The organism is Bradyrhizobium sp. ISRA442 (assembly GCF_038085055.1).
Lineage (GTDB): Bacteria > Pseudomonadota > Alphaproteobacteria > Rhizobiales > Xanthobacteraceae > Bradyrhizobium.
Map to the genome: position 1 here is coordinate 84576 of NZ_JALGCN010000004.1, position 22144 is coordinate 106719.

General features: G+C 65.7%; 18 protein-coding genes and 1 pseudogene. 10 read left to right on the forward strand and 9 right to left on the reverse strand.

The window, feature by feature from the left end:
- Positions 1–168 precede the first annotated feature (168 nt).
- Positions 169–1401 carry a BaiN/RdsA family NAD(P)/FAD-dependent oxidoreductase gene (locus MTR72_RS09915; protein WP_280964405.1) on the forward strand — a complete coding sequence of 411 codons (1233 nt, stop codon included), beginning with the start codon at positions 169–171 and terminating at the stop codon, positions 1399–1401.
- A 49-nt stretch (positions 1402–1450) separates the two neighbouring features.
- On the opposite strand, the gene MTR72_RS09920 is transcribed toward MTR72_RS09915, so the two are convergent.
- Positions 1451–2668 carry an MFS transporter gene (locus MTR72_RS09920; RefSeq protein ID WP_280964404.1) on the reverse strand — a complete coding sequence of 406 codons (1218 nt, stop codon included), beginning with the start codon at positions 2666–2668 and terminating at the stop codon, positions 1451–1453.
- A gap of 91 nt (positions 2669–2759) precedes the next feature.
- On the opposite strand from MTR72_RS09920, the gene MTR72_RS09925 reads away from it, so the two are divergent.
- Positions 2760–3662, forward strand: a complete 903-nt coding sequence (locus MTR72_RS09925; RefSeq protein ID WP_280964403.1) for a LysR family transcriptional regulator — start codon at positions 2760–2762, stop codon at positions 3660–3662.
- Here MTR72_RS09925 and MTR72_RS09930 read toward each other — a convergent pair.
- The 3 genes from MTR72_RS09930 to MTR72_RS09940 are packed head-to-tail and all read right to left on the reverse strand — an operon-like array spanning position 3659 to position 7046.
- Positions 3659–4738, reverse strand: coding sequence for a D-TA family PLP-dependent enzyme (locus MTR72_RS09930; RefSeq protein ID WP_280964402.1), 1080 nt, complete (start codon positions 4736–4738; stop codon positions 3659–3661). The genes MTR72_RS09925 and MTR72_RS09930 overlap by 4 nt on opposite strands.
- Positions 4739–4740: 2 nt before the next feature.
- Positions 4741–6552 (reverse strand): ABC-F family ATP-binding cassette domain-containing protein, encoded by a 1812-nt coding sequence (locus tag MTR72_RS09935; RefSeq protein ID WP_341510336.1) that lies wholly within the window; start codon positions 6550–6552, stop codon positions 4741–4743.
- A gap of 2 nt (positions 6553–6554) precedes the next feature.
- Positions 6555–7046 (reverse strand): YaiI/YqxD family protein, encoded by a 492-nt coding sequence (locus tag MTR72_RS09940; RefSeq protein WP_280964400.1) that lies wholly within the window; start codon positions 7044–7046, stop codon positions 6555–6557.
- A gap of 121 nt (positions 7047–7167) precedes the next feature.
- On the opposite strand from MTR72_RS09940, the gene MTR72_RS09945 reads away from it, so the two are divergent.
- Entirely contained in the window at positions 7168–7968 is an 801-nt protein-coding gene (locus MTR72_RS09945) for a hypothetical protein (protein WP_341510337.1), read from the forward strand.
- Between the two features lie 458 nt (positions 7969–8426).
- On the opposite strand, the gene MTR72_RS09950 is transcribed toward MTR72_RS09945, so the two are convergent.
- Positions 8427–10796 (reverse strand): xanthine dehydrogenase family protein molybdopterin-binding subunit, encoded by a 2370-nt coding sequence (locus MTR72_RS09950; RefSeq protein ID WP_280964398.1) that lies wholly within the window; start codon positions 10794–10796, stop codon positions 8427–8429.
- A gap of 210 nt (positions 10797–11006) precedes the next feature.
- Between MTR72_RS09950 and MTR72_RS09955 the strand changes: the two genes are divergently transcribed.
- Both MTR72_RS09955 and MTR72_RS09960 read left to right on the forward strand, forming a co-directional pair.
- Positions 11007–12086 carry a Ppx/GppA phosphatase family protein gene (locus tag MTR72_RS09955; protein WP_280964397.1) on the forward strand — a complete coding sequence of 360 codons (1080 nt, stop codon included), beginning with the start codon at positions 11007–11009 and terminating at the stop codon, positions 12084–12086.
- Position 12087: 1 nt separating this feature from the next.
- The gene (locus tag MTR72_RS09960; protein WP_280964396.1) at positions 12088–12774 is read left to right on the forward strand and encodes an RlmE family RNA methyltransferase; all 687 of its coding nucleotides are present in this window, start codon (positions 12088–12090) and stop codon (positions 12772–12774) included.
- A 104-nt stretch (positions 12775–12878) separates the two neighbouring features.
- Here the strand turns inward: MTR72_RS09960 and MTR72_RS09965 are convergent, their stop codons facing one another.
- Entirely contained in the window at positions 12879–14372 is a 1494-nt protein-coding gene (locus tag MTR72_RS09965) for an MFS transporter (protein WP_341510338.1), read from the reverse strand.
- Between the two features lie 545 nt (positions 14373–14917).
- Between MTR72_RS09965 and guaB the strand changes: the two genes are divergently transcribed.
- From guaB to MTR72_RS09980, 3 genes are all read left to right on the forward strand, one after another.
- Positions 14918–16414, forward strand: coding sequence for an IMP dehydrogenase (gene guaB, locus MTR72_RS09970; protein WP_280964394.1), 1497 nt, complete (start codon positions 14918–14920; stop codon positions 16412–16414).
- Positions 16415–16674: 260 nt separating this feature from the next.
- Positions 16675–17697, forward strand: coding sequence for an NADP-dependent oxidoreductase (locus MTR72_RS09975; protein ID WP_280964393.1), 1023 nt, complete (start codon positions 16675–16677; stop codon positions 17695–17697).
- A 172-nt stretch (positions 17698–17869) separates the two neighbouring features.
- Complete coding sequence (locus MTR72_RS09980; RefSeq protein WP_280971006.1) at positions 17870–18166, forward strand: hypothetical protein; 297 nt, start codon at positions 17870–17872, stop codon at positions 18164–18166.
- 9 nt (positions 18167–18175) lie between these two features.
- On the opposite strand, the gene MTR72_RS09985 is transcribed toward MTR72_RS09980, so the two are convergent.
- Positions 18176–19015, reverse strand: a complete 840-nt coding sequence (locus tag MTR72_RS09985; protein ID WP_341510339.1) for a metallophosphoesterase family protein — start codon at positions 19013–19015, stop codon at positions 18176–18178.
- A gap of 190 nt (positions 19016–19205) precedes the next feature.
- Here MTR72_RS09985 and MTR72_RS09990 point away from each other — a divergent pair, with 190 nt between their 5' ends.
- Together MTR72_RS09990 and MTR72_RS09995 are read left to right on the forward strand one after the other, a co-directional pair.
- A complete protein-coding gene (locus MTR72_RS09990; protein WP_280964392.1) occupies positions 19206–19628 on the forward strand; it encodes an MAPEG family protein in 423 nt (140 codons plus the stop codon).
- Between the two features lie 35 nt (positions 19629–19663).
- On the forward strand, positions 19664–20965 hold the full coding sequence (locus MTR72_RS09995; RefSeq protein ID WP_280964391.1) for an RsmB/NOP family class I SAM-dependent RNA methyltransferase: 1302 nt from the start codon (positions 19664–19666) through the stop codon (positions 20963–20965).
- 294 nt (positions 20966–21259) lie between these two features.
- On the opposite strand, the gene MTR72_RS10000 is transcribed toward MTR72_RS09995, so the two are convergent.
- Entirely contained in the window at positions 21260–21469 is a 210-nt protein-coding gene (locus MTR72_RS10000) for a cold-shock protein (RefSeq protein ID WP_063700132.1), read from the reverse strand.
- A 269-nt stretch (positions 21470–21738) separates the two neighbouring features.
- Positions 21739–21936, reverse strand: a pseudogene (locus MTR72_RS10005) (DHCW motif cupin fold protein); the annotation flags it as partial.
- Between the last annotated feature and the right edge of the window lie 208 nt (positions 21937–22144).

Genomic DNA, 22144 nt, shown 5'->3' on the forward strand with positions numbered 1-22144 from the left:
TCCGGGGCGATGCGACGGGACTGCGCGAGAGCGGCCCGGAGCATCGAGCCCGGAATCCATCGTGCCGCACAGCGCGTTGCCTAGTGGATTCCGGGCTCGTGCCCAAGCGGACGCGCCCGGGAATGACGAGCCTGTTTGTGGCGCGAGAATCTGGCCTAAACTCACGCCATGACCTCAACCGAAAACCACGTCGCCGTCATCGGTGCCGGTCCCGCCGGACTGATGGCGGCGGAGGTGCTGGCGCAAGGCGGTGCTTACGTCACCGTCTACGATGCGATGCCGTCGGCTGGCCGCAAATTCCTGATGGCCGGTCGCGGTGGGCTCAACCTCACGCACAGCGAGCCAGTGCCGCTGTTCATGGCGCGCTATCGCGAGGCGACGGCGAACCTGCAAGCGGCGATCGAGGCCTTCCCACCGGATGCGTTGCGTGCCTGGTGCGAAGGGTTGGGCGAGCCGACCTTTATCGGCTCAAGTGGCCGCGTCTTTCCGAAGGCGTTCAAGGCATCGCCCTTGTTGCGGGCCTGGCTGCGCCGGCTTGATGCCAGCGGCGTGCGCTTTGCCTTTCGCCAGCGCTGGACCGGCTGGGATGATGAGGGACGGTTGCTGTTTCGGGCACCCGGCGGCACGTCCGCTGTTGCAGCCCGCCTCACCGTGCTGGCGCTCGGCGGCGCAAGCTGGCCGCGGCTCGGCTCCGACGGCGGCTGGACGCAAATCCTCGTCGACAAAGGGCTTGCGATATCGCCGCTGCGGCCCGCGAATTGCGGCTTCACCATCGCCTGGTCCGATGTCTTCCGCACGCGCTTCGAAGGCCAGCCGCTCAAGGGCATTGGCCTGAGCTGCGGCCCGCACCGCGTGCGCGGCGAGGCGACCATCACGCGCACCGGCATCGAAGGCGGCGCGATCTATGCGCTGTCGGCTGAGTTGCGCGAGGCGATCGCGGCGAGAGGCGAGGCTGCTCTCGAGGTCGTCTTGCGGCCTGACCTCGATCGCGCCGAGCTGGTCCGCCGTCTGTCCGTGTCGCGCGGCAAGCAGTCGTTCTCCAACTTTCTGCGCAAAGCCGTGCAGCTTTCGCCCGTTGCGCTCGGATTGTTGCAGGAAGCGGCGATCGGGGCAGGCCAATCATTATCGGCAATGCCGGCCGAGCGATTGGCCGAGCTCGTCAACGCCGTGCCGATCAAGCTCACCGGCGTTGCGCCAATCGCGCGCGCGATCTCGAGTGCCGGAGGCATTTCCTTCAGTGAGATCGACGCGAGCTGGATGATCCGCAAGCTGCCGGGCGTGTTCGCAGCCGGTGAGATGCTCGACTGGGAAGCGCCGACTGGTGGCTACTTGCTTCAGGCCTCGTTTGCGACTGGCGCCGCCGCGGGGCGGGGTGCGTTGGAGTGGCTGAAACGTTCCTAGAACGCCGCCGAGGCCTTCGCTGCGAGCCTCGAAGGATGGCGCGGGCGCGTCATGACGTACCGGTCCTGGTCATGAGATCGGTGAGGAGACCGAGCACGCCAAAACTCGCGGCGACGACACAGACCATGGTCCAGCCGCCGTAAGTCCAGGCCAGCGACGCCGCGGCAGCGCCGACGCCACCGCCGATGAAGAACAGCGCAACGAACAGGCCGTTGATGCGGCCGCGCGCTTCGGGACGCAGCAGGTTGATGGCGCGGCGGCCCAGCGTCTGGTCGGTGGTGATGCCGACATCGAGCAGGATCGTGCCGAGGCTCAATACAAGCAGGGCGACTATTCGTGATTCCATCACACCGGCCCAGGCACAGAGCGCGAGCGAGGCGATGATGAGCAGATGGGCCGCAAGGAACATCGGGCGCGCCCAGCCTTTGTCGCCCCAGCGGCCGGCCAGCGATGTCGCGGCTGCGCCGGCCACGCCGATCAGGGCGAAAGCCGCAATTCCCTTGGCGTCGAGGGCGAATGGCACGTCCGGCAGCCGCAGCGCGACCGCGGCCCAGAACGCAGTGAAGGACGCCATGACCAGCGCCGCGGTCCAGGCCCGCACGCGCAGCACAGGCTCTTCCCGCAGGAGCCTTGGGAAGGAACGCAGCAATTCGCCGTAGCTTTCACCGGCCGCCGGTTGCAGCGTCGGCAGATAGCGGCCGAGCGCGCCCAGAAGTAACGCCATCAGGATGGCCGAGAGGAGGTAGTAGGCACGCCAGCTCCAGAGATCGGCGATGAGGCTCGCCGCGGGGCGCGACAACAGGATGCCGATCATCAATCCGCTCATGACCTCGCCGATGGCTTGGCCGCGACGCTCCGGCGCCACCATGGACGCCACGAGGGGGACCATCATCTGGATGGCCGCGCAGGAGGCGCCGAGGACGAAGGTGGCCAGCAGCAGAAGCGACGGCGTCGGCGCGAGCGCCGTCGCAAGGGCAGCGAGAATGGCGCAGCCGAGTGTCCGCAGGATCAGGCGCCGGTTCTCGATGAGGTCGACGAGTGGCACCAGTAGTAACAGGCCGAGCGCATAGCCGAGCAGCGTGAGCGTGCTGACGAGGCCCGCCTGCCAGGCGGTCATGGCCAGCGACCGGCCGATCAGGCCAACCAGAATCTGCGGCGCGAACAGGTTGGTGACGACGACGCCGGTGGTGACGGCGCCGAGCCAGATCAGGGATCGCTCGGCACGCTGCTTTGCGGGCGCAAGCTTGGTGGTTTCGAAGATGGTCATGGGACCTCGCAGGCTGTGATGCGGGTCCTTTAAGCGGGCTCCCTAATATGCTACAATTCAAATAAGCCTATAAAGAATATGCGAGTTCGTTATGAACACCCATGACCTTGTCGCCTTCGTCGCAGTGGTCGAGACCGGATCGATCGTTGCGGCCTCAGCGCGCCTCAACCTCACCCAGCCCGGCGTGACACGGCGCATCCAGAATCTCGAGGAGATGCTGGGTGCGCAGCTCCTGGATCGGCTCTCGAAGCCGCTGAAGCCGACGGCCGCGGGCTATGAGGCCTATGAGCAGGGCCGCCGCCTGCTCAGGATGCTGGACGATCTCAAGTCGGGAGTCGCCAATGACGGCGTAGTGCGCGGCGAGTTCAGGCTGGGGCTCACGCCGTTTCTCTCCGAGGCCGGGCTCACTGCACCGCTCGATGCCGTGCGCGCCGAATTTCCGGCGCTGAGCGTGCGCATCGTCTCGGGCTGGTCGCCCAACCAGGTCGAGCGGGTCTGCCGCAACGAACTCGACGCGGCCGCGATTTGCCTGCCCGATGGCGCAGTACCGCCAGCCGACCTCGTCGCAGACGATCTCGGCGCGCAGCCGGTGGTGTTCGTCGTTGCGCGCGACATGAAGATCCCGCGCATCGTCGATCTGGAGCGCCTGTCGCAAATATCATGGGTGATCAACCAGGACGGCTGCGGCTTTCGCGACACGCTCAAGCGCCGGTTCGATGCCGAGCATCTGCCGTTCAACATTGCCGTCGAGGCGCTCGACAGCGAGCTTCGCCTGTCTCTGGTCGCGCGCGGCCTCGGCGTCGGCCTTGTGACGCCGATCGGGCTGAAGCGGAGCGCGTTTCGCGACAAGCTCAAGCCGGTCGCGGCGCGGGATTTCAATCCCGCGGTGCGCGCGTGGATCGTGCATCGCCCGCCCGCCGGCCGGCTGGCGCGTCCGATCAAGCTGTTCCGCGACGGGCTGGATCGCGAACTGCAGGCGCTGATCGGCGCCTAGCGCAGCTTGCCTCTTGCCGCCACCGGCAGTGCGCCGATGATCTCCTCGCCACGGACCATCACCACCTCGTCCATCATGTTGACGACGACGCAAACGTGATTGGGCACGATGCGCACGACGTCGCCGACGTTCGGGCGGGTGTTGCTGCGGGAGAGGTCGAGGAAGCCGTGCTCTTCGGCGAAGCGCGCGATCCTGGCTTCGGGATGCTCCAGGATCAGGCCGTGGCCGTCGAGGCCGCCGGTGTCCGTCGTCAGCGTCTTCGAGCCGGCATCGAGGATGCCGCGCTCGGGCGCCGCGCGGCTGACGACCGTCGAATAGATGTGCAGAGCGCAGTCGTCCCAGGTGGCGGAGCCGGCCGCGACCTGCATGCGGTCGTTGTAGATGTAGGTGCCGAAGCGGTGCTCGGTGCCGCCCTTGAGCTTGCCGAGATTGACGAGGTTGGGCGTGCCGCCGGTCGACACGATCGGGGCCTCCAGCCCGTGCGCGCGCACGCCCGCCAGCGCCTCATCGTAGAATTTCTGCGCCTCGGCCCAGCCGGTCTCGGTCGGGTACATCATGAACCCGGCGAATTGCAGCCCCTTCGATGCCGCGATCTCGCGTGCCAGCGCCACCGCCTCGGCCGGCGTCTCGACGCCGGCGCGCTTGCGCCCCGTGTCGCATTCCACCACGACCGACAGTGGACGGCCGGAGGCGGCCGCAGCCTTGGGCAGGCCGGCGACCACGGTCGAATTGTCGGCGGCCACCGTCATGTTGGCCTTCGCCTGCAGCGCGCCGAGACGCGCCATCTTCTCCTCGCCGAGCAGATTGTAGCTGATCAGGATATTGTCGATGCCGGCATTGGCCATGATCTCGGCCTCGCCGAGCTTCTGGCAGGTGATGCCCTTGGCCCCCGCCGCGATCTGCATCTTGGCGAGCGTCGGGTTCTTGTGTGTCTTGATGTGCGGCCGGTTGGCGACGCCGGCCTCATTGCAGGCCTTCTGGATCCGCGCGATGTTGCGCTCGACCTTGTCCATGTCGATGACGGCACAGGGCGTGCCATATTCACGGGCGATCTTGGCGGCGAGAGTCGTTGTCATGGTTAAGCCTGTTCAATCTCTTCGCGGAGCATTTCAAGTTCGAGCCAGCGGTCTTCAGCAGCGGAAAGTTCTTCGTGGGCCTTGGCGATCGCGGCGGACGTATCGTCGAATGTCTTGCGATCCTTGGCGTAGAGACCGGGATCGTCGAGCACGCGCTGCAGTTTTGCAATATCGGCGTGAAGCGTCTCGATCTTCTTGGGCAGCGTTTCGAGCGCGTGCTTCTCGTTGAAGCTCAACCGGCGTTTCGGCGCCGACGTCGGAGCAACGGGCCGCTCTTCCTTCTTTTCCGCGACAGGCTGCCCCTTGACCGTCTCGCGCTTCAGGTCGGCGCCGCGCTGCGCCAGCATATCGCTGTAGCCGCCGGCATATTCGATCCATCCGCCGTCGCCATCGGGTGCGATCACGGAGGTGACGACGCGGTCGAGGAAGTCGCGGTCGTGACTGATCAGGATCACCGTGCCTTCGTAGTCGCCGAGCATCTCTTCCAGCACGTCGAGCGTCTCGAGGTCGAGATCGTTGGTCGGTTCGTCCAACACGAGAAGGTTCGAGGGCTTGGCCAGCGCGCGCGCCAGCATCAGCCGGCCGCGCTCGCCGCCCGAAAGCACTTCGAGCGGCGTGCCGCGCTGCTCCTGCGCGAACAGAAAGTCTTTCATGTAGCCGACGACATGCTTCGGCTTGCCGCCAACCATGACGTGGTCGCCGCGGCCGCCTGTCAGGGCTTCGGCCAGCGTCGATTTGGGATCGAGGCTTTCGCGGTGTTGGTCGAGGGTCGCCATCTCCAGATTGGCCCCTAACCGCACCGTCCCGGAGTCGGGCTGCGCGCCGCCGGTGAGCAGATTGACCAGCGTGGTCTTGCCGGCGCCGTTCGGCCCGATGATGCCGAGGCGGTCGCCGCGCTGGATCCGGGTGGAGAAATTCTCGACGATGTTGCGCTCGCCATAGGCCTTGCTGACGCCCTTGGCTTCGATCACCAGCTTGCCGGACTGCTCCGCTTCCGCCGCCGCGAGACTGGCGCTGCCGGCCGTGCCGCGATAGTTGCGCCGCTGCGCGCGGAGCGCGTGCAGATTGGCGAGCCGCTTGACGTTGCGCTTGCGCCGGCCGGAGACGCCGTGGCGCAGCCAACGCTCCTCGTCGACGATCTTGCGGTCGAGCTTGTGCTGGTCGCGCTCCTCCTCGGCCAGCACCCCGTCGCGCCAGGCCTCGAATGCGGCAAAGCCGCGGTCGATCTGCTTGATCTTGCCGCGATCGAGCCAGGCCGTGGAGCGCGAGAGGTTGGTGAGGAAACGGCGGTCATGGCTGATCAAGACCAGCGCGCTGCGCCGGCTGTCGAGCTCCTTCTCCAGCCATTCGATGGTGGTGAGGTCGAGATGATTGGTCGGCTCGTCCAAAAGCAGGATGTCGGGCGAGGGCGCCAGCACGCGCGCGAGCGCCGCGCGCCGTGCTTCACCGCCGGAGAGATTTGCGGGAGTCTCCTCGCCGGTCAGCCCGAGCTGCTCCAGCAGATAGCGCGCCTGGTGATGGTCATCGCCGGGCGCGAGCCCGGCCTCGACGTAGGCAAGCGTGGTTTTGTGGTCGCCGAAATCCGGCTCCTGCGGCAAATAGCGAACCGTCGCGCCCGGCTGCACGAAGCGCGTGCCGGCGTCGGCCTCGACGAGTCCCGCCGCAATCTTCAGCAGCGTCGACTTGCCGGAGCCGTTGCGGCCGATCAGGCAGACGCGCTCGCTTGGCGCGACGTTGAGCTCGACGCCGGTCAGAAGCGGGGTGCCGCCAAAGGTCAGCCTGATGTCCTTCAGTTGGATCAGCGGCGGCGCCACGATCAGCCCTCGCTCGCTATGGCCTGCTCGGGGCGGCGACGCTGAATCCGGCGCAGTGTCTGGTCGAGCGCCGAGAGGAACGCGGAGCGGTCGCGCGGCGCGAAGGATCTGGGACCGCCGGTGACTTCGCCCGCCGAGCGGAGGTCAGTCATCAGGTTGCGCACCGCGAGCGTCATGCCGATCGACTCTTCCGTGAACGGCTTGCCGTTCGGCGCGATGACGTCCGCGCCCGCCTTCACGCAGCGGCTTGCCAGCGGAATGTCTGATGTCACGACGACGTCGCCGGGACCGGCGCGCTCCGCGATCCAGTCGTCGGCCGCATCCATGCCGGCGCCCGCCGCGACACGCTCGATCAGCGGATCCTGGGGCACGCGGATGAAATTGCCGGCGACCACGCTCACCGGCACGCCGTGCCGGATCGCGACGCGATAGATCTCGTCCTTCACCGGACAGGCGTCGGCGTCGACATAGATGCGGGTGGTGGTGTCAGTCATCGGCGGCGTGGTACCCCATTCGGGCCGCAAAGGCGAGGGGATTGACCCCGGTTCCTCAGGCCCTACCATCGCGCCCGAAACAACAAGAATTCAGGGCAAGAAATTAGGGAAGGTGAACCCCATGCCGAACCGGCTCGAAACCTATCGCGTGCAGGCCTACAACACGGCCAAGCAGTCCGAAAACAAGATGCATGACGATACGGTGGCGCGCCGCTTCGGCTTTTCCGGTGGATTGGTGCCCGGCGCCGATGTCTTCGCCTACATGATGCATGTGCCGATCGCCCGCTGGGGCCGCGATTTCCTTGCGCGTGGGCTGATCGAGGCGCGCTTCATCAAGCCGGTCTATGACGGCGAGGCCGCCGATATCGATGCGACCGAGCACAACGAGTTGCTCACGATCGAGGTGTTCAGCCGCACCGAGCTCTGCGCGACCGGCACCGCCTCGCTGCCGGCTGCCGCGCCGGCGGTGGCTTTGAACGACTATGTCGCGGTCCCGGCCGTGACCGAGCGCAAGCCGATCAGCCCCGCGACATTCGAGGCGGGCAAATGGCTCGGGACAGTGCCGCGCCGCTGGGCCGGGCAGGACGCTGCCGACTATCTCGCCGACATCCGCGAGGCCGATCCGATGTTCGCGCGCGAAGGGCTTGGCCATCCAGGCCTGATCCAGCGGGTCATGAACCGCGTGCTGGTCGACAACACGATTTTGGGCCCGTGGATCCATGTCGGCAGCCGCATGCAGCTCTTGTCGGCCGCGCGTGCCGGCGACGAGATCACCGCGCGGGCGAAGGTCATCGCGAACTACGAGAAGAAGGGCCATCGCTTCGTCGAGCTCGACGCGCTGGTCGTCGCCAACGGGGAAACGCCGTTGGTGCACTGCCACCACACCGCGATCTACCAGCCGCGCGAGCAGGCGGCGGCGTAGGGCGGTAAGGGGCACGCGCGTCGCCGCAAACACGGTGTCATGCCCCGCGAAAGCGGGGCATCCAGTACACCGCGGCTTCTCCGTATCCCTCCAACGTCTCTGGAATACTGGATCGCCCGCTTTCGCGGGCGATGACGATTGCGGGTGTGGCGGCAGCGAGCGCGTCTAACCCAAATTACGGTGTCATGCCCCGCGAATGCGGGCCATCCAGTACGTCGCGGCTTCTCCGTATCCCTCCAACGTCTCTGGAATACTGGATCGCCCGCTTTCGCGGGCGATGACGATTGCGGGTGTGGCGGCAGCGAGCGCGTCTAACCCAAATTACGGTGTCATGCCCCGCGTAGGCGGGGCATCCAGTACGCCGCGGCTTCTCCGTACCCCTCCGACGTCTCTGGAATACTGGATCGCCCGCTTTCGCGGGCGATGACAGTGATGATTGTGGAAGCAGGAAGTCGCCCCTACGCCCCGCCCTTCGCCTGCTGGATCGCGCGCCAGACGCGCTCCGGCGTCAGCGGCATGTCGATATGCTTGACGCCGTAGTCCGAGAGCGCATCGAGCACCGCGTTCACCACCGTCGACATGCTGCCGGCGCAGCCCGCTTCGCCGCAGCCCTTGGTGCCCAAGGGATTGCTCTTGGCCGGCACCGGGTGATCGCCGACCGTCATGAACGGCGCGTCCTCGGCGCGCGGCAGCGCGTAGTCCATCAGCGAGCCCGTGATCGGCTGGCCGCTCTCGTCGTAGCGGATCTGCTCCATCAGCGCCTGGCCGATGCCCTGGACGACACCGCCGTGGAGCTGGCCCGCCACAAGCATCGGGTTGATCACCGTGCCGAAATCGTTCACGGCGCTGTAGCGCACGATCTGCACCACGCCGGTGTCCGGATCGATCTCGACCTCCGCGACGTGGCAGCCGTTCGGGAAGGCCGACGGCACAACGTCGCTGGTGTGATCGACGTCGAGCGAGTCAGGCACGCCCTCAGGCACCTTGCCCTCATGCAGGCGCTTTGCGAGCTCCATGATGTCGATGCTGCGGTCGGTGCCGGCGATGGTGAAGCTGCCATCGGCGAACTCGATGTCGACCTCGGAAGCTTCCAGCATGTGCGCGGCGGCGCGCTTGCCCTTCTCGATCACGAGCTTGGAGGCCTCCACGATCGCCATGCCGCTCGCCGTGATCGAGCGCGAGCCGCCGGTGCCGCTGCCGGTGTGGACGATGTCGCTGTCGCCCTGCACCAGCCTGACGCTCTCGAAGGGGATGCCGAGCTGCGCGCACAAAACCTGCGCGAACGGCGTCGCGTGGCCCTGGCCGTAGTCGAGTGTGCCGGTGATGAGCTGCACGGTGCCGTCCGGATCGAACACGATCTTGCCGAGTTCGACGCTCGGCGGCGCGGTGACCTCGAGATAGGAGCCGACCGCGATGCCGCGCAGCTTGCCGGCTTTCTTACTCTCCTTCTTGCGCTTGGCGAAGTTCTCGTGGTCGGAGATCTCGAGCGCCTTGTTGAACACCGACTGGAAGTCGCCGCTGTCATAGGTGACGCCGGACGAGGCCGGGAACGGCATCTGGTTCGGCTTGATGAAGTTGCGCTTGCGCAGCGTCAGCCGGTTGATGCCCATCTCGTCCGCGGCGCGGTCGATTAGGCGCTCCATGTAGTAGTTCGCCTCGGGCCGGCCGGCGCCGCGATAGGCGCCCATCAGCGTGGTGTTGGTCAACACCGTCTTGATGTCGACCGCCATCAGCGGCGTACGATAGACGCTGGAGAAATTCTTGCCGGTGTTGAGCGAGAGCGGGCCGGGCGCAACGCCGGTGATGTAGGCGCCGAGATTGCCGTAGCCTTCGAGCTTTGCCGCGAGGAAATGTCCCTCGGCATCCAGCGCGAGCTCGGCATGGATTTTTTGCGCGCGGCCGTGGCTGTCCGAGAGGAAGCTGGTCGAGCGCTCGTCGAGCCACTTCACCGGGCGGCCGAGTTCCTTGGCCGCATAGAGGATGCACATATATTCGGGGTAGTTGATGTTCTTCATGCCGAAGGAGCCGCCGACATTGGCGGTGAGGATGCGCACCTTTTCGTTCGGTACTTTCAGGTTCTTGGCGAGGTTGGCGCGGTTGCCAGCGACGCCCTGCGTCGGCACCTGGATGGTGTAGCGCTCGGTCTTCTTGTCGTAGGACGCGAGCCCCACGCGCGGTTCCATCGAGACCACGGCGACACGGGTGTTCTCGATGTCGAGCTTGGTCACATGGGCGGCGCCGGCGAAGGCGGCGTTCACCTTCTCCACATCGCCATAGTGATAGTCGAGTGCGACGTTGTTCGGGATGTGGTCGTAGAGCTGTGGCGCGCCGGGTCTTGCGGCCTCCTCGGGGTCGGTCACTGCCGGCAAGGGCTCGACATCGACCTCAACCGCTTCGGCCGCGTCGCGCGCCTGCGCCAGCGTCTCCGCAACCACGAAGGCGACGGGATCGCCGACGAAGCGGACCTTGTCGGTCGCGAGGGGCTGGCGGTTGGTCTGGAGCAGGGGCGAGCCGTCACGGCTCTTCAGCGGCAGGCCGCAGGTGAAGGGGCCGTAGCCGGCGGCGTTAAGGTCGGTGCCGGTCCACACCCCCAGCACGCCCGGCATCGCTCTGGCGGCCTCGGTGCCGATGCCGCGGATCACGCCATGGGCATGGGTCGAGCGGACGATCACGGCGTAGGCCTGGCCGGGCAGGTTGAAATCGTCGGTATAGCGGCCCTTGCCGCGCACCAGCGTGTCGTCCTCTTTACGGCGGACCGGTTGTCCAACGCCGTATTTTTGCAGTGCAATAGCGTTTTCGAGCGTCGACGATTTGGTGTGTTCTTGCATGGAAATGTCCTGAAAAGCCGGCATTTGCGCGGGTTTCGCGGGCGCCTGAAGGACCGACCCCGTTCAGATAACCCACGGCCCCGTTCACGACAACGCACGAATGGGCATGGTCCTATGTGATGCGTTGTTGCGCAGGCCTAATGCGCTGCTAAAGTTTCAGGCGAAAAAGCAATTCCAGATCGGCCCAGCGGGCCGCGGAAAGACGTTTGTATGAATGACCACACGCGGCTCCACAACGGCCATGCGCCGGACGGGGGCCTGGAGGGGTCGATGGCGACGGTGGCGCTTGCCGCCGCATCGGCCGTCCCCGCGCCGGCGCCGGGAACCGGCGTCTATGCGGCGCTCGACCTCGGCACCAACAATTGCAGGCTGTTGATCGCCTGTCCGACCAGCGATGGTTTTCGCGTGGTCGATTCCTTCTCGCGCATCATCCGGCTCGGCGAGGGCGTCTCGGCGACCGGCTGCATCAGCGAGGCGGCGATCGAGCGCGCGATCGCGGCGCTCAGCATTTGCCGCGACAAGATCAACCTGCGCAAAGCAAGACGGCTACGGCTGATCGCCACCGAAGCCTGCCGCGCGGCCTCGAACGCGGAAGGCTTTCGCAGCCGCGTCGCGGCCGAGACCGGCATCGAGCTCGAGGTGATCGACCGCGAGACCGAGGCGGCGCTGGCCGTGCTCGGCTGCTCGCCGCTGGTCGATCCCAGGGGGCGCGGTGCGATCCTGTTCGACATCGGCGGCGGCTCGACCGAGCTGGTTCGGATCGAGCGCGATCCTACGGACGAAAATCCCCAGCCGCGCATCAAGGCCTGGATGTCGATTCCGCTCGGCGTGGTGACGCTGGCCGAGCATTTCGGCGGCCGCGACGTGACGCCGGAGATCTATGCTGCGATGGAGCAGGAGGTCGCGAACCATGTCGCGCCGTTCGCGGAAGAGCACGGGCGCGATCTCGCCGACATGCACCTTTTGGGTACGTCCGGCACCGTGACGACGCTCGCCGGCATCCATCTCAACCTGCCGCGCTACGATCGCCGCCGCATCGACAGCATCTGGATGAACGATGCCGACATCACCGCGACCATCAATAAGCTGCTCGGCATGAGCTATGAGCAACGCGCCGGCAACAATTGCATCAGCGTCGAGCGCGCCGACCTCGTGCTGGCCGGCTGTGCCATCCTCGACGCCATCCGCCGCGCCTTTCCGCTGCCGCGCCTGCGCGTTGCCGACCGCGGCTTACGCGAAGGCATGCTGGTCGAGATGATGCGCGAGGACGGCGCGCTCAGGAGCTGGTGAGATGGCGAAGGACACCACCGGCCGCTTGCACGTCCAGGTCAAGACCGGCGGCAAGCGCAAGCTGTCGTCAAAGCTCTGGCTGGAGCGGCAACTCAATGATCCCTATGTCGCCAAGGCCAAGGCGCAAGGTTATCGCTCGCGCGCCGCGTTCAAGCTGCTGGAGATGGACGACAAGTTTCGTCTGCTGAAGCCCGGCATGGCGGTGGTCGATCTTGGCGCTGCGCCCGGCGGCTGGAGCCAGATCGCGGCGAAGCGCGTCGGCTCGGTCGACGGCAAGGGCAAGGTCGTCGCCATCGATCTCTTGGAGATGCCGGAGATCCCCGGTGTCGATTTCGCGCAGCTCGACTTCATGGACAATGACGCGCCTTCGAGGCTCACCGCGATGTTAGGAGGCGGCGCCGACGTCGTGATGTCCGACATGGCCGCCAACACCACCGGCCATCGCAAGACCGACCAGCTCCGCATCGTCGGCCTGGTCGAAACCGCCGCAGCCTTTGCCTGCGACGTGCTCAAGCCCGGCGGCACGTTCCTGGCGAAGACGTTCCAGAGCGGTGCTGACGCCGAGTTGCTCGCCCAGCTCAAGCGCGACTTCGCCACCGTACGTCACGTCAAGCCGGCCGCGAGCCGGCAGGATTCCTCGGAGCGCTATGTGCTGGCGACGGGATTTCGGGGGGAGGCGAAGGCCTAGCCCCAAACTCCGTCATTGCGAGGAGCGAAGCGACGAAGCAATCCAGAGTCTCCGCGGAAAGATTCTGGATTGCTTCGCTTCGCTCGCAATGACGAGGCGAGGCACTACCCCAGCCGCTGATCCCGCATGTCCTGCGTATCCTCAGTCGCCGCCTTGACGGCGGCGCTCGCCGCACTCTTTGCCGCGCCCTTGCGGCTGGAGATCTCGACCGCCTTGCGGCCGGAGATCTCGTGGCCCGCATCATGAGGCATCTGCCAGAAGAACCAGCTCGAGGCCGCCGAGGTCAGCGCGACGACGACGAAGGCCGGTGCGAACATGGTCGCGTCGAGCTCGCTGACATGGCGCAGCCACATCGTCGTCTCCACCGAGGCGGCGCCGACGGCAACGCCGGCGGAGACCGCGAGCTGCTGGTTGACGCTGACGAGCGTGGTGGCGCGGCTCATCTGCGCGGTTTCGACCTCGGCATAGGCGACCGTGTTGATCGCGGTGAACTCCAGCGAGCGGAAGAAGCCGCCGACCACCAGGATGACCATGATGATGAGCAGCGGGGTCGTCACCGTGAACAGCGCGCACACGCCGAGGAAGAATGCGCTGACGATCGCGTTCACCGCCATCAGGTTGCGGAAGCCGAAGGTGCGGATTATCCGCGCGGCCAGCGTCTTCATGCCCATGGCGCCGAGTGAGGAGGCGAAGGTGACGAGGCCCGAATGGAATGGCGTCAGCCCGAACCCGATCTGCATCAGAAGCGGCAGCAGGAAGGGCAGCGCGCCGATGCCGAGCCGGAACATGAAGCCGCCGAGGACGGCGGCGCGTAAGGTCGGCAGCTTTAGCAGCGAGAAGTCGAGCACCGGCGATCCCGTCCGCCGGGCGTGAAGCACATAGAGAGTCATCGAGATCGATCCGCCCACGACGAGGGCCGCGACCGTGCTCCACGGCAGCAGGTTGAGCCCGGCGACCGACAGTCCGAACGCGATGCCGGCGAGCCCGATGCCCGCCAGCACCATGCCGTAGAGATCGAACTTCTCCTGCGTCTCGCTCTTGATGGGATCGATGAAGCGCAGGGCCATGAAGATGCCAAGGAGTCCGATCGGGATATTGATCAGGAAGATCCAGTGCCACGACGCGTAGGTCGTGATGAAGCCGCCGAGCGGCGGCCCGATCACGGGACCGATCAGGGCAGGGACCGTGACCCAGGCCATGGCATTGACCAGCGCGCTCTTGTCGACCGAGCGCAGCAGCACCAGGCGTCCGACCGGCGTCATCATCGCGCCGCCCATGCCCTGGAGGATGCGCGCGAACACGAAATCGGTGACCGAGGTTGACAGCGCGCAACCGACCGAGCCTACCATGAACACGCAAACGGCGATCGCAAAAACCAGCCGCGCGCCGAACCGGTCGGCGGTCCAACCGCTCGCGGGGATGAACACCGCGAGCGACAGCAGATACGAGGTGATCGCGAGCTTCAGCGTCAGGGGGCTGGTGCCGATGTCGGCGGCGATCGCCGGCAGCGAGGTGGCGATGACCGTCGAGTCCATGTTCTCCATGAACAGTGCGGTGGCCACGATCAGCGGAATCACGCGTTGCTTGTCGATCGACATGACGGATTGGTAATGGAAATCAGAAGGAAAGGTGGGACTTGCGGCTTATCACCGCCGCCGGGCCGAGACCATTGCGGAACCACGCATAGCACCTAAATCCCGCGTAACAACGGTGTGACCCGTGGTTGCGCCGGACGCCGGAGGTCCCGTGATGATCTACATCCTTCGCGCTGCTGGGCGCGGCGAGGCGTGAGCTGGCAGGGACTCTCGCTCCCTCGTCATTCCGGGGCGCGCCTCTTGGCGCGAGCCCGGAATCCACTAGGCCGCAGAGACCGCTGCCGGATGGATTCCGGGCTCGCGACTTCGTCGCGCCCCGGAATGACGGTGGTGGTCCGCCGCCGGGCTGTCCACGCTGATCTGACGCAAAAAAAGCCTGTGCATGGCTGGCAACCGGTCCGAATTGCTTTGATTCGTCACCCGGTCGTGCTATCGACCGGCGTCAACCCCACCGATGGGCTCCGATTCGACGGCGATGCCGCAAGGTACGCCGAGGGCGGCGCTCATCCATAAGCATTTGCGGCATGGCCGCAGGAAGGAGTTGGCAGATGGCCACGGTGCAAGGTCTTCAAGGCATCCGCGAAGCCTTTACGTTCGACGACGTGCTGTTGAAGCCGGGCCTGTCGGACGTGCTTCCCTCCGAAGTTGACATCCGCTCCCGCGTCACCCGCGCCATTCCGCTCAACATCCCGATCATGGCCTCCGCCATGGACACCGTCACCGAGGCACGGATGGCGATCGCGATGGCGCAGGCCGGCGGCCTCGGCGTCATCCACCGCAATTTCGATCCCGAGGGCCAGGCCGCGCAGGTGCGGCAGGTCAAGAGATACGAGTCGGGCATGGTGGTGAATCCGCTGACCATCAGCCCGGAGGCGACGCTCGACGATGCGCTCAAGCTGATGAGCGATCACGGCATCTCCGGCATTCCCGTCGTCACCGGCGCAGGCAAGGCCACGCCGGGCAAGCTGGTCGGCATCCTCACCAACCGTGACGTGCGCTTTGCGACCGACCGCCGGCAAAAAGTCTCCGAGCTGATGACGCACGAAAACCTCGTCACGGTACGCGAGCATGTCAGCCAGGACGAGGCGAGGCGGATGCTGCACAAGCACCGCATCGAAAAACTGCTCGTCGTCGACGACCAGTATCGCTGCGTCGGCCTGATCACCGTGAAGGACATGGAGAAGGCGGTCGCCCATCCGCTCGCCTGCAAGGATGCGCACGGCCGCCTGCGGGTCGCCGCCGCGACCACGGTCGGCGACACCGGCTTCGAGCGCAGCGAACGGCTGATCGATGCCGGCGTCGACCTCGTCGTAGTCGACACCGCGCATGGTCATTCGCGGCACGTTTTGCATGCGGTGAACCGGATCAAGCGCCTCTCCAACTCGGTGCAGGTCGTCGCCGGCAACGTCGCCACCGAAGACGGCGCGCAGGCGCTGATCGACGCGGGCGCGGACTGCATCAAGGTCGGCATCGGCCCGGGTTCGATCTGCACCACGCGCATCGTCGCGGGCGTCGGCGTGCCGCAGCTCACCGCGATCATGGATGCGGTGGAGGCGGCGAAGAAAGCCGACATTCCCGTGATCGCCGACGGCGGCATCAAGTTCTCCGGCGACCTCGCCAAGGCGCTCGCCGCCGGTGCCGACATCGCCATGGTCGGCTCGCTGCTCGCCGGCACCGACGAGACGCCGGGCGAGGTGTTCCTGTTTCAGGGCCGCTCCTACAAGGCCTATCGCGGCATGGGCTCGGTCGGCGCGATGGCACGCGGATCGGCGGACCGCTACTTCCAGCAGGACATCAAGGATACCTTGAAGCTCGTGCCCGAAGGCATCGAGGGCCAGGTGCCCTACAAGGGCCCGGTCGCCAACGTCATGCACCAGCTCGCCGGCGGCTTACGTGCCGCGATGGGTTATGTCGGCGCGCGCGACCTCAACGAGCTGCATGCCAAGGCGCAGTTCGTCCGCATCACGGGCGCGGGCCTGCGCGAAAGCCACGTCCACGACGTGACCATCACGCGCGAGAGCCCGAACTATCCCGGCGGGGGTTAGGTCGGCTCATCCACACTCTGCTGTCATGCCCCGCGAAAGCGGGGCATCCAGTACGCCGCGGCCGATCCGTATTCGTCGCCGTCTCTGGAATACTGGATCGCCCGCCTCCGCGGGCGATGACGGCGAGGGGGCGGCTCGTTCGTGCCGCCTCTCTTCGTTGCAAGAAGCATCTGCGGCCACGCACTCCAGTGCTTTTGTATTGACGCGCTCCGCTCCCTCCGCTTCCGTTCGCGTCGAAAGACAATTCGGAGGAAGCCCCTATGCCCCAAGGCAAACGCATCGTTCTCGCCGCGCGTCCTGTCGGCGAGCCCAAGCCGTCTGATTTCCGCATCGAGGAATTCGCGATCCCGACGCCTGCGGCAGGTGAAGTCCTGCTGCGCACGATATGGCTGTCGCTCGATCCCTATATGCGCGGACGCATGAGCGAGGGACCATCCTACGCCGCACCCGTGCCGGTCGGCGGTGTCATGGAGGGCGAGACGGTCAGCGAGGTCGCGGCTTCCAACAATCCGGACTTCGCCAAGGGCGACATCGTGCGCATCCGTGCGGGCTGGCAGACGCACGCGATCTCGAGCGGCAAGGGATTGATCAAGGTCGATCCGAAGCTGGCGCCGATCTCAACCTCGATCGGCGTGCTCGGCATGCCCGGCATGACCGCGTACACGGGCTTGCTCGACATCGGCAAGCCGCAGGCAGGCGAGACCGTCGTCGTCGCCGGCGCCTCTGGCGCGGTCGGCTCTGCCGTGGGCCAGATCGCCAAGATCAAGGGCGCACGCGCGGTCGGCATCGCCGGCGGCAAGGACAAGTGCGACTACGTGGTGAAAGAACTCGGCTTCGACGCCTGCATCGATCATAGCGACGCTGATCTGGCGGCCAAGCTGAAGGACGCCTGCCCGAAGGGTATCGACGTCTATTTCGAGAATGTCGGCGGCGCCGTGTTCGAGGCGGTCTTCCCGTTGCTCAATCCGTTCGCGCGCGTACCGGTGTGCGGCCTGATCGCGCACTACAACGACACCGAAGCCAAGCCGCCGAAATGGGCCGCCAGCATGATGCGTGCAACGCTGACCAAGCGGCTGACCTTCCGCGGCTTCATCGTCAGTGATTTCGCGGCACGCCATGGCGACTTCCTGCGCGACATGTCGACCTGGGTCCGCGAGGGCAAGGTCAAGTACAAGGAGTTCGTCACCGAGGGCCTGGAGAGCGCGCCTGTCGCCTTCATCGGCCTCCTCAAGGGCGCCAATTTCGGCAAGCAGCTCGTCCGGGTCGGGCCGGACAAGACGTAGCCGGCGTCTTTCGCTCCCGAGGGGCCGTCTTCGGCTCCCTCGGGGTAGAGCGAGTGGTTAAGAAGGAGTCACTGATCGGCAACACCCGGCCCGTAAAAGCTCCGGGTGTGACCGTCAGTTCATTGACCTCTGAGCGAAGGCATTGAATCATCGCGCATTTTCAGGTGCGATGATGTTAGAGACCGGTATTTTCTGCGTAATATTGCTGGCCGTCGGCTATTGGACCGCGATGTATGTCATGGGCCGTCGTGCCGACGTGATCCATGGCAAGTTCGTTCATGCCGACGATGAGGCCGAATTCGCGCCGGCACAGATGCCGACTCCGCCACCGCCATTTCCGCAGCGTCCGGTCAAGACCATCAGGCCTGCCGATGTCCAGCCTGTAAATGATGAGGCAAAGCCGGTGAGCAGTGCCACCCTGCAATCGCTGTTGGCAGCGATCCAGCAGGATTTGAAGGGCGTCGCCTGACGCTCATCGCTAGTGTCCGCCCATCTGGGCGAGGATTTCCTCGATGTCGATATCGACCTGGCCCGGCGCCCGGACGTGGCGGACCTCGAGGCTGTCGGGCTGGAAGCGGTATTCGACGAGGCCGACTTCCTTGATCGCGATCCGCTGTTGGCGCTTGTCGTTGATGACAAAGCCCGCCGACGGCGCCCAGACGTGACGGGTGTGGCGATAGGTGAAGTCACGCCGCTGGTGCACGTGGCCGCTGGCGATGAGGCGCAGATCGACGCCGGAAAACATCTCGATCAGGCGCGCGCGGGCCGGCTGCGGCACGTAGCGGATCGAGGTTTCGGGTGCTTCAGGATCGTCGGGCAGGTTGAGAAACACCGGCTTGTGCAGGAACAGCGCGACCGGCTTGCCGTCTATGCGCGCGATCTCGGAGGCGAGCCAATCGAACTGCTCGGCCTCGAAGGCGAGGCCAGAATTCATCACCAGCGAGTTGAGGCCGATGAAGCGCCAGCCGGCCGCTTCGAATGCCCAATGGTCCTCGCCCATGACCGAGCAGAACTGCTGGCGGTGCGCCTCGCTGACCGGCGGCTCGGGCGCAGGGCCGATCGCGGTCGGATTGTCGCCGATGTCGTGATTGCCGGGCAGGTAGCGGCAGTCGACGGGCAGGGCGTCGTGCAGGCTTTTGGCGAACGCGACGTCATCCGGCTCGCTCGGCCCGTCGAAGGCGACATCGCCGGTGTTGACGACGAGATCGGGCCTGTCGGCGTCGATATGCTCGCTGATGCGGTGGAAGTTCGCGACCAGGCCGGGAAAGCGCCGGCCAAGATGCGTGTCGGAAATCTGCGTCAGGCGGAATTCGGGCATGCTCCAAGCATAGCCCGACCGCGAGACCGAACGATGACGCTAGGAACCATGCCCGGATGAGGGTGAAATCCCTTTAACTATAGGTAGTTGGGCGTTGCGCCGGGAACGCCGCTTCAACTCGTTGATTGTCAGGAACAACGGTGACGGCTAATTGACGGAGTGGCGGCTCCCGCCGGTTGGGAAAATTTCAATGTCCGTTCAGATGGTTCTGCTGCCGGTTTTCGTGCAGGTCGCCCTGACCTTCGCGCTCCTGATCTGGATGGTGCTGGCGCGCCGGCGCGCGCTGGTCTCTGGCGAAACCAAGATCCGCGACATTGCGCTGGGCGAGCCGAACTGGCCGAAGGGTGCCACACAAATCGCCAATTGCTACCGCAACCAGTTCGAGCTGCCGGTGCTGTTCTATGCCCTGATTGCGCTGGCGCTTCCCTTACGCCATGCCGATCTCTTCATCGTGCTGATGTCCTGGGTGTTCGTGGTGGCGCGCTTTGCCCATGCCGCCGTCTTCGTCTCCACGAACGATCTCGGCCGGCGCTCGACGATCTGGCTTGCCGGCGTGCTCGTGCTGCTCGCGATGTGGATCTACTTCGCGCTGCGGATTTTGTTGCTGATCTGAGCGCTTAAGCGCCAATTCTTATCTGAAAGCTTCAAATGACCCCCGCTGCCCGGCTGTCCGCGGCCATCGAACTGATCGACACCATAGAGAAAGACCGCGTGCCCGCGGCCAAGGCGCTGAAGGAGTGGGGCACCGCGCACCGCTTTGCCGGCTCGGGCGACCGCGCCGCGATTGCCGGCCTCGTCTGGGATGTGCTGCGCCGCTACGCCTCGAGCGCGTTCCTGATGGACGCCGACACCGCGCGGGCGCGGCTGATCGGCATGCTGCGTCTCGAGCGCAACGTGGATACGGCGACGATGGCCGCGCTGTTCGACGGCAGCCGCTTTGCGCCGGCGCCGCTGACGGAGGCGGAGCAGGCGGCGCTGGCCTCGCGTTCCCTGAAGGGTGCCCCGGCCGCGGTCGCCGGCGATTATCCGGAATGGCTCGACCCGCATTTTGCAAAAGTGTTCGGCGAGGACCGCGCCGCGGAAGCGACCGCGATGGCGAGCCGGGCGCCGCTGGATCTGCGCGTCAACACGCTAAAATCCAATCGCGACAAGGCGCTGCGCGCGCTTGCTCATCTTCATGCGAAGCCGACGCCGTGGTCGGCGACCGGCCTGCGCATCGAGCTTTCGGCCGATTCGCGCAATCCCGGCATCCAGGCCGAGGAGGATTTCATCAAGGGCGGCATTGAAGTGCAGGATGAAGGCTCGCAGCTTGCGGCCGCTTTCACCGCGGCAAAACCCGGCGAGCAGGTGATCGATCTCTGCGCCGGTGCCGGCGGCAAGACGCTGGCGCTCGCGGCCCTCATGCAGGGCAAGGGCCGGCTGATCGCGACCGACCGCGACAAGCGCCAGCTCGCCCCGATCCACGAGCGGCTGTCGCGCGCCGGTGTCCACAACGCCGATGTCCGCACGCCCAAGGGTGAGGCCGATCCGCTCTCCGACATCCGCAGCTCGGCCGATCTCGTCGTGATCGACGCGCCCTGCACGGGAACCGGCACCTGGCGCCGCAACCCCGACGCCAAATGGCGCATGCGCCCCGGCGCGCTGGAGATCCGCCTGCGCGACCAGGCCGAGGTGCTGGAGCGCGCCGTGCCGCTGGTGAAGGCGGGCGGCCGCATCGCCTACATCACCTGCTCGGTGCTTTCAGAGGAAAACGGCGAGCAGGTGAGGGCGTTCGTCGAACGCCATCCCGAATTTTCCGTCGTGCCACCGGAGCAGACCGCAAGCGTGCTCTGGGACAAGGCCGAGGATTTCGCGAAGGCCGCGCTGCAGTCGGGCGAAGGCTGGCTGATGACGCCGCGCCGGACGGGGACGGATGGGTTCTTCGTCTCGGTGATGAAGAAGGCTGGTTGATCGTCCATCGTCATTTCCGGGACTCACTACGCGCCCTGGAATGACGAACTCGTAGGGTGGGTTAGCCGACTACATCTGCCGTAGCTTCCACGAGCGAGGGCCGAAGGCGTAACCCACCACTTTTCTCGCGGCGACAGAAGTGGTGGGTTACGCTTCGCTAACCCACCCTACGGCAGCGCGGGCCAGGCCACGCTGTCCCACTCAAGCAAAAGCCCCGCGCACCGAAGCTCGGTCGCGGGGCCTGTTAGATTGCGCCCTGCCAGTACGTCCGTGGTCAGAGCGTGGCGCGGCGGATTAGCCGACGCGGAGATTGTCAGCGGAGGACTTGCCGCTCCGGCGGTCTGCGACGATGTCGAACGAGATCTTCTGGCCTTCGTTGAGGGTGCTGAGGCCGGCGCGCTCCACCGCGCTGATGTGGACGAACACGTCCTTGTTGCCGTCATCTGGCTGGATGAAGCCAAAACCCTTTTGGTTGTTGAACCACTTCACGGTACCCATAGCCATAATGTTTTCCTTTCCATGACAATGTACGCACGAGGACTCGCGCGCGAATGCTTCACGCCCAACGTCCGATTGGTCGATTTTGGAGAAATCTCTGAAACGTGCGCGCCCGTCAGGGACGAGGCGAAGCGGCCCAGTCGTTTGGCCAATGATCGATGTTCACAATCTAGAGAGATAATGGGGCTACTTCAAGGCACTGCCCGCACATCGCGACATCGCATCAGTTTTCTATTTTGCGCTGCAACTTCGCCTCATAGGCTTCGCGGCGTGCTTCAATCTACGATGAACAGCGTCGCGCCGGTGGCGGTCGACGAGCGATGCGCGGCATCGCCGAAATCCGAGACCTGGTAGCTCATCCCCGCCGTGAGCTTGAACCTGCGCCCGTCGCGCAGCTCGGTGTCGAGCTCGCCCTGCACCACGTAGAGCACGTGCCCGCGGTCGCACCAGTGATCGGCGAGATAGCCCGGCGAAGGGGGAGGTCGGGAGTTTCATGGCGGTGATCCTGTTCCGACGGCGGCCGTGCTGCTGTTATGGCACGCCGCCGCCATAGTTTCCGTCGTTGCAATGACAGTGTGCGGAACGACCGTACCTCACTCTCGCTGTCATCGCCCGCCTTGTGCGCAATTGCGCACTGGGGCGGGCGATCCAGTATTCCAAAGGCAGCGATGGGATACGGAT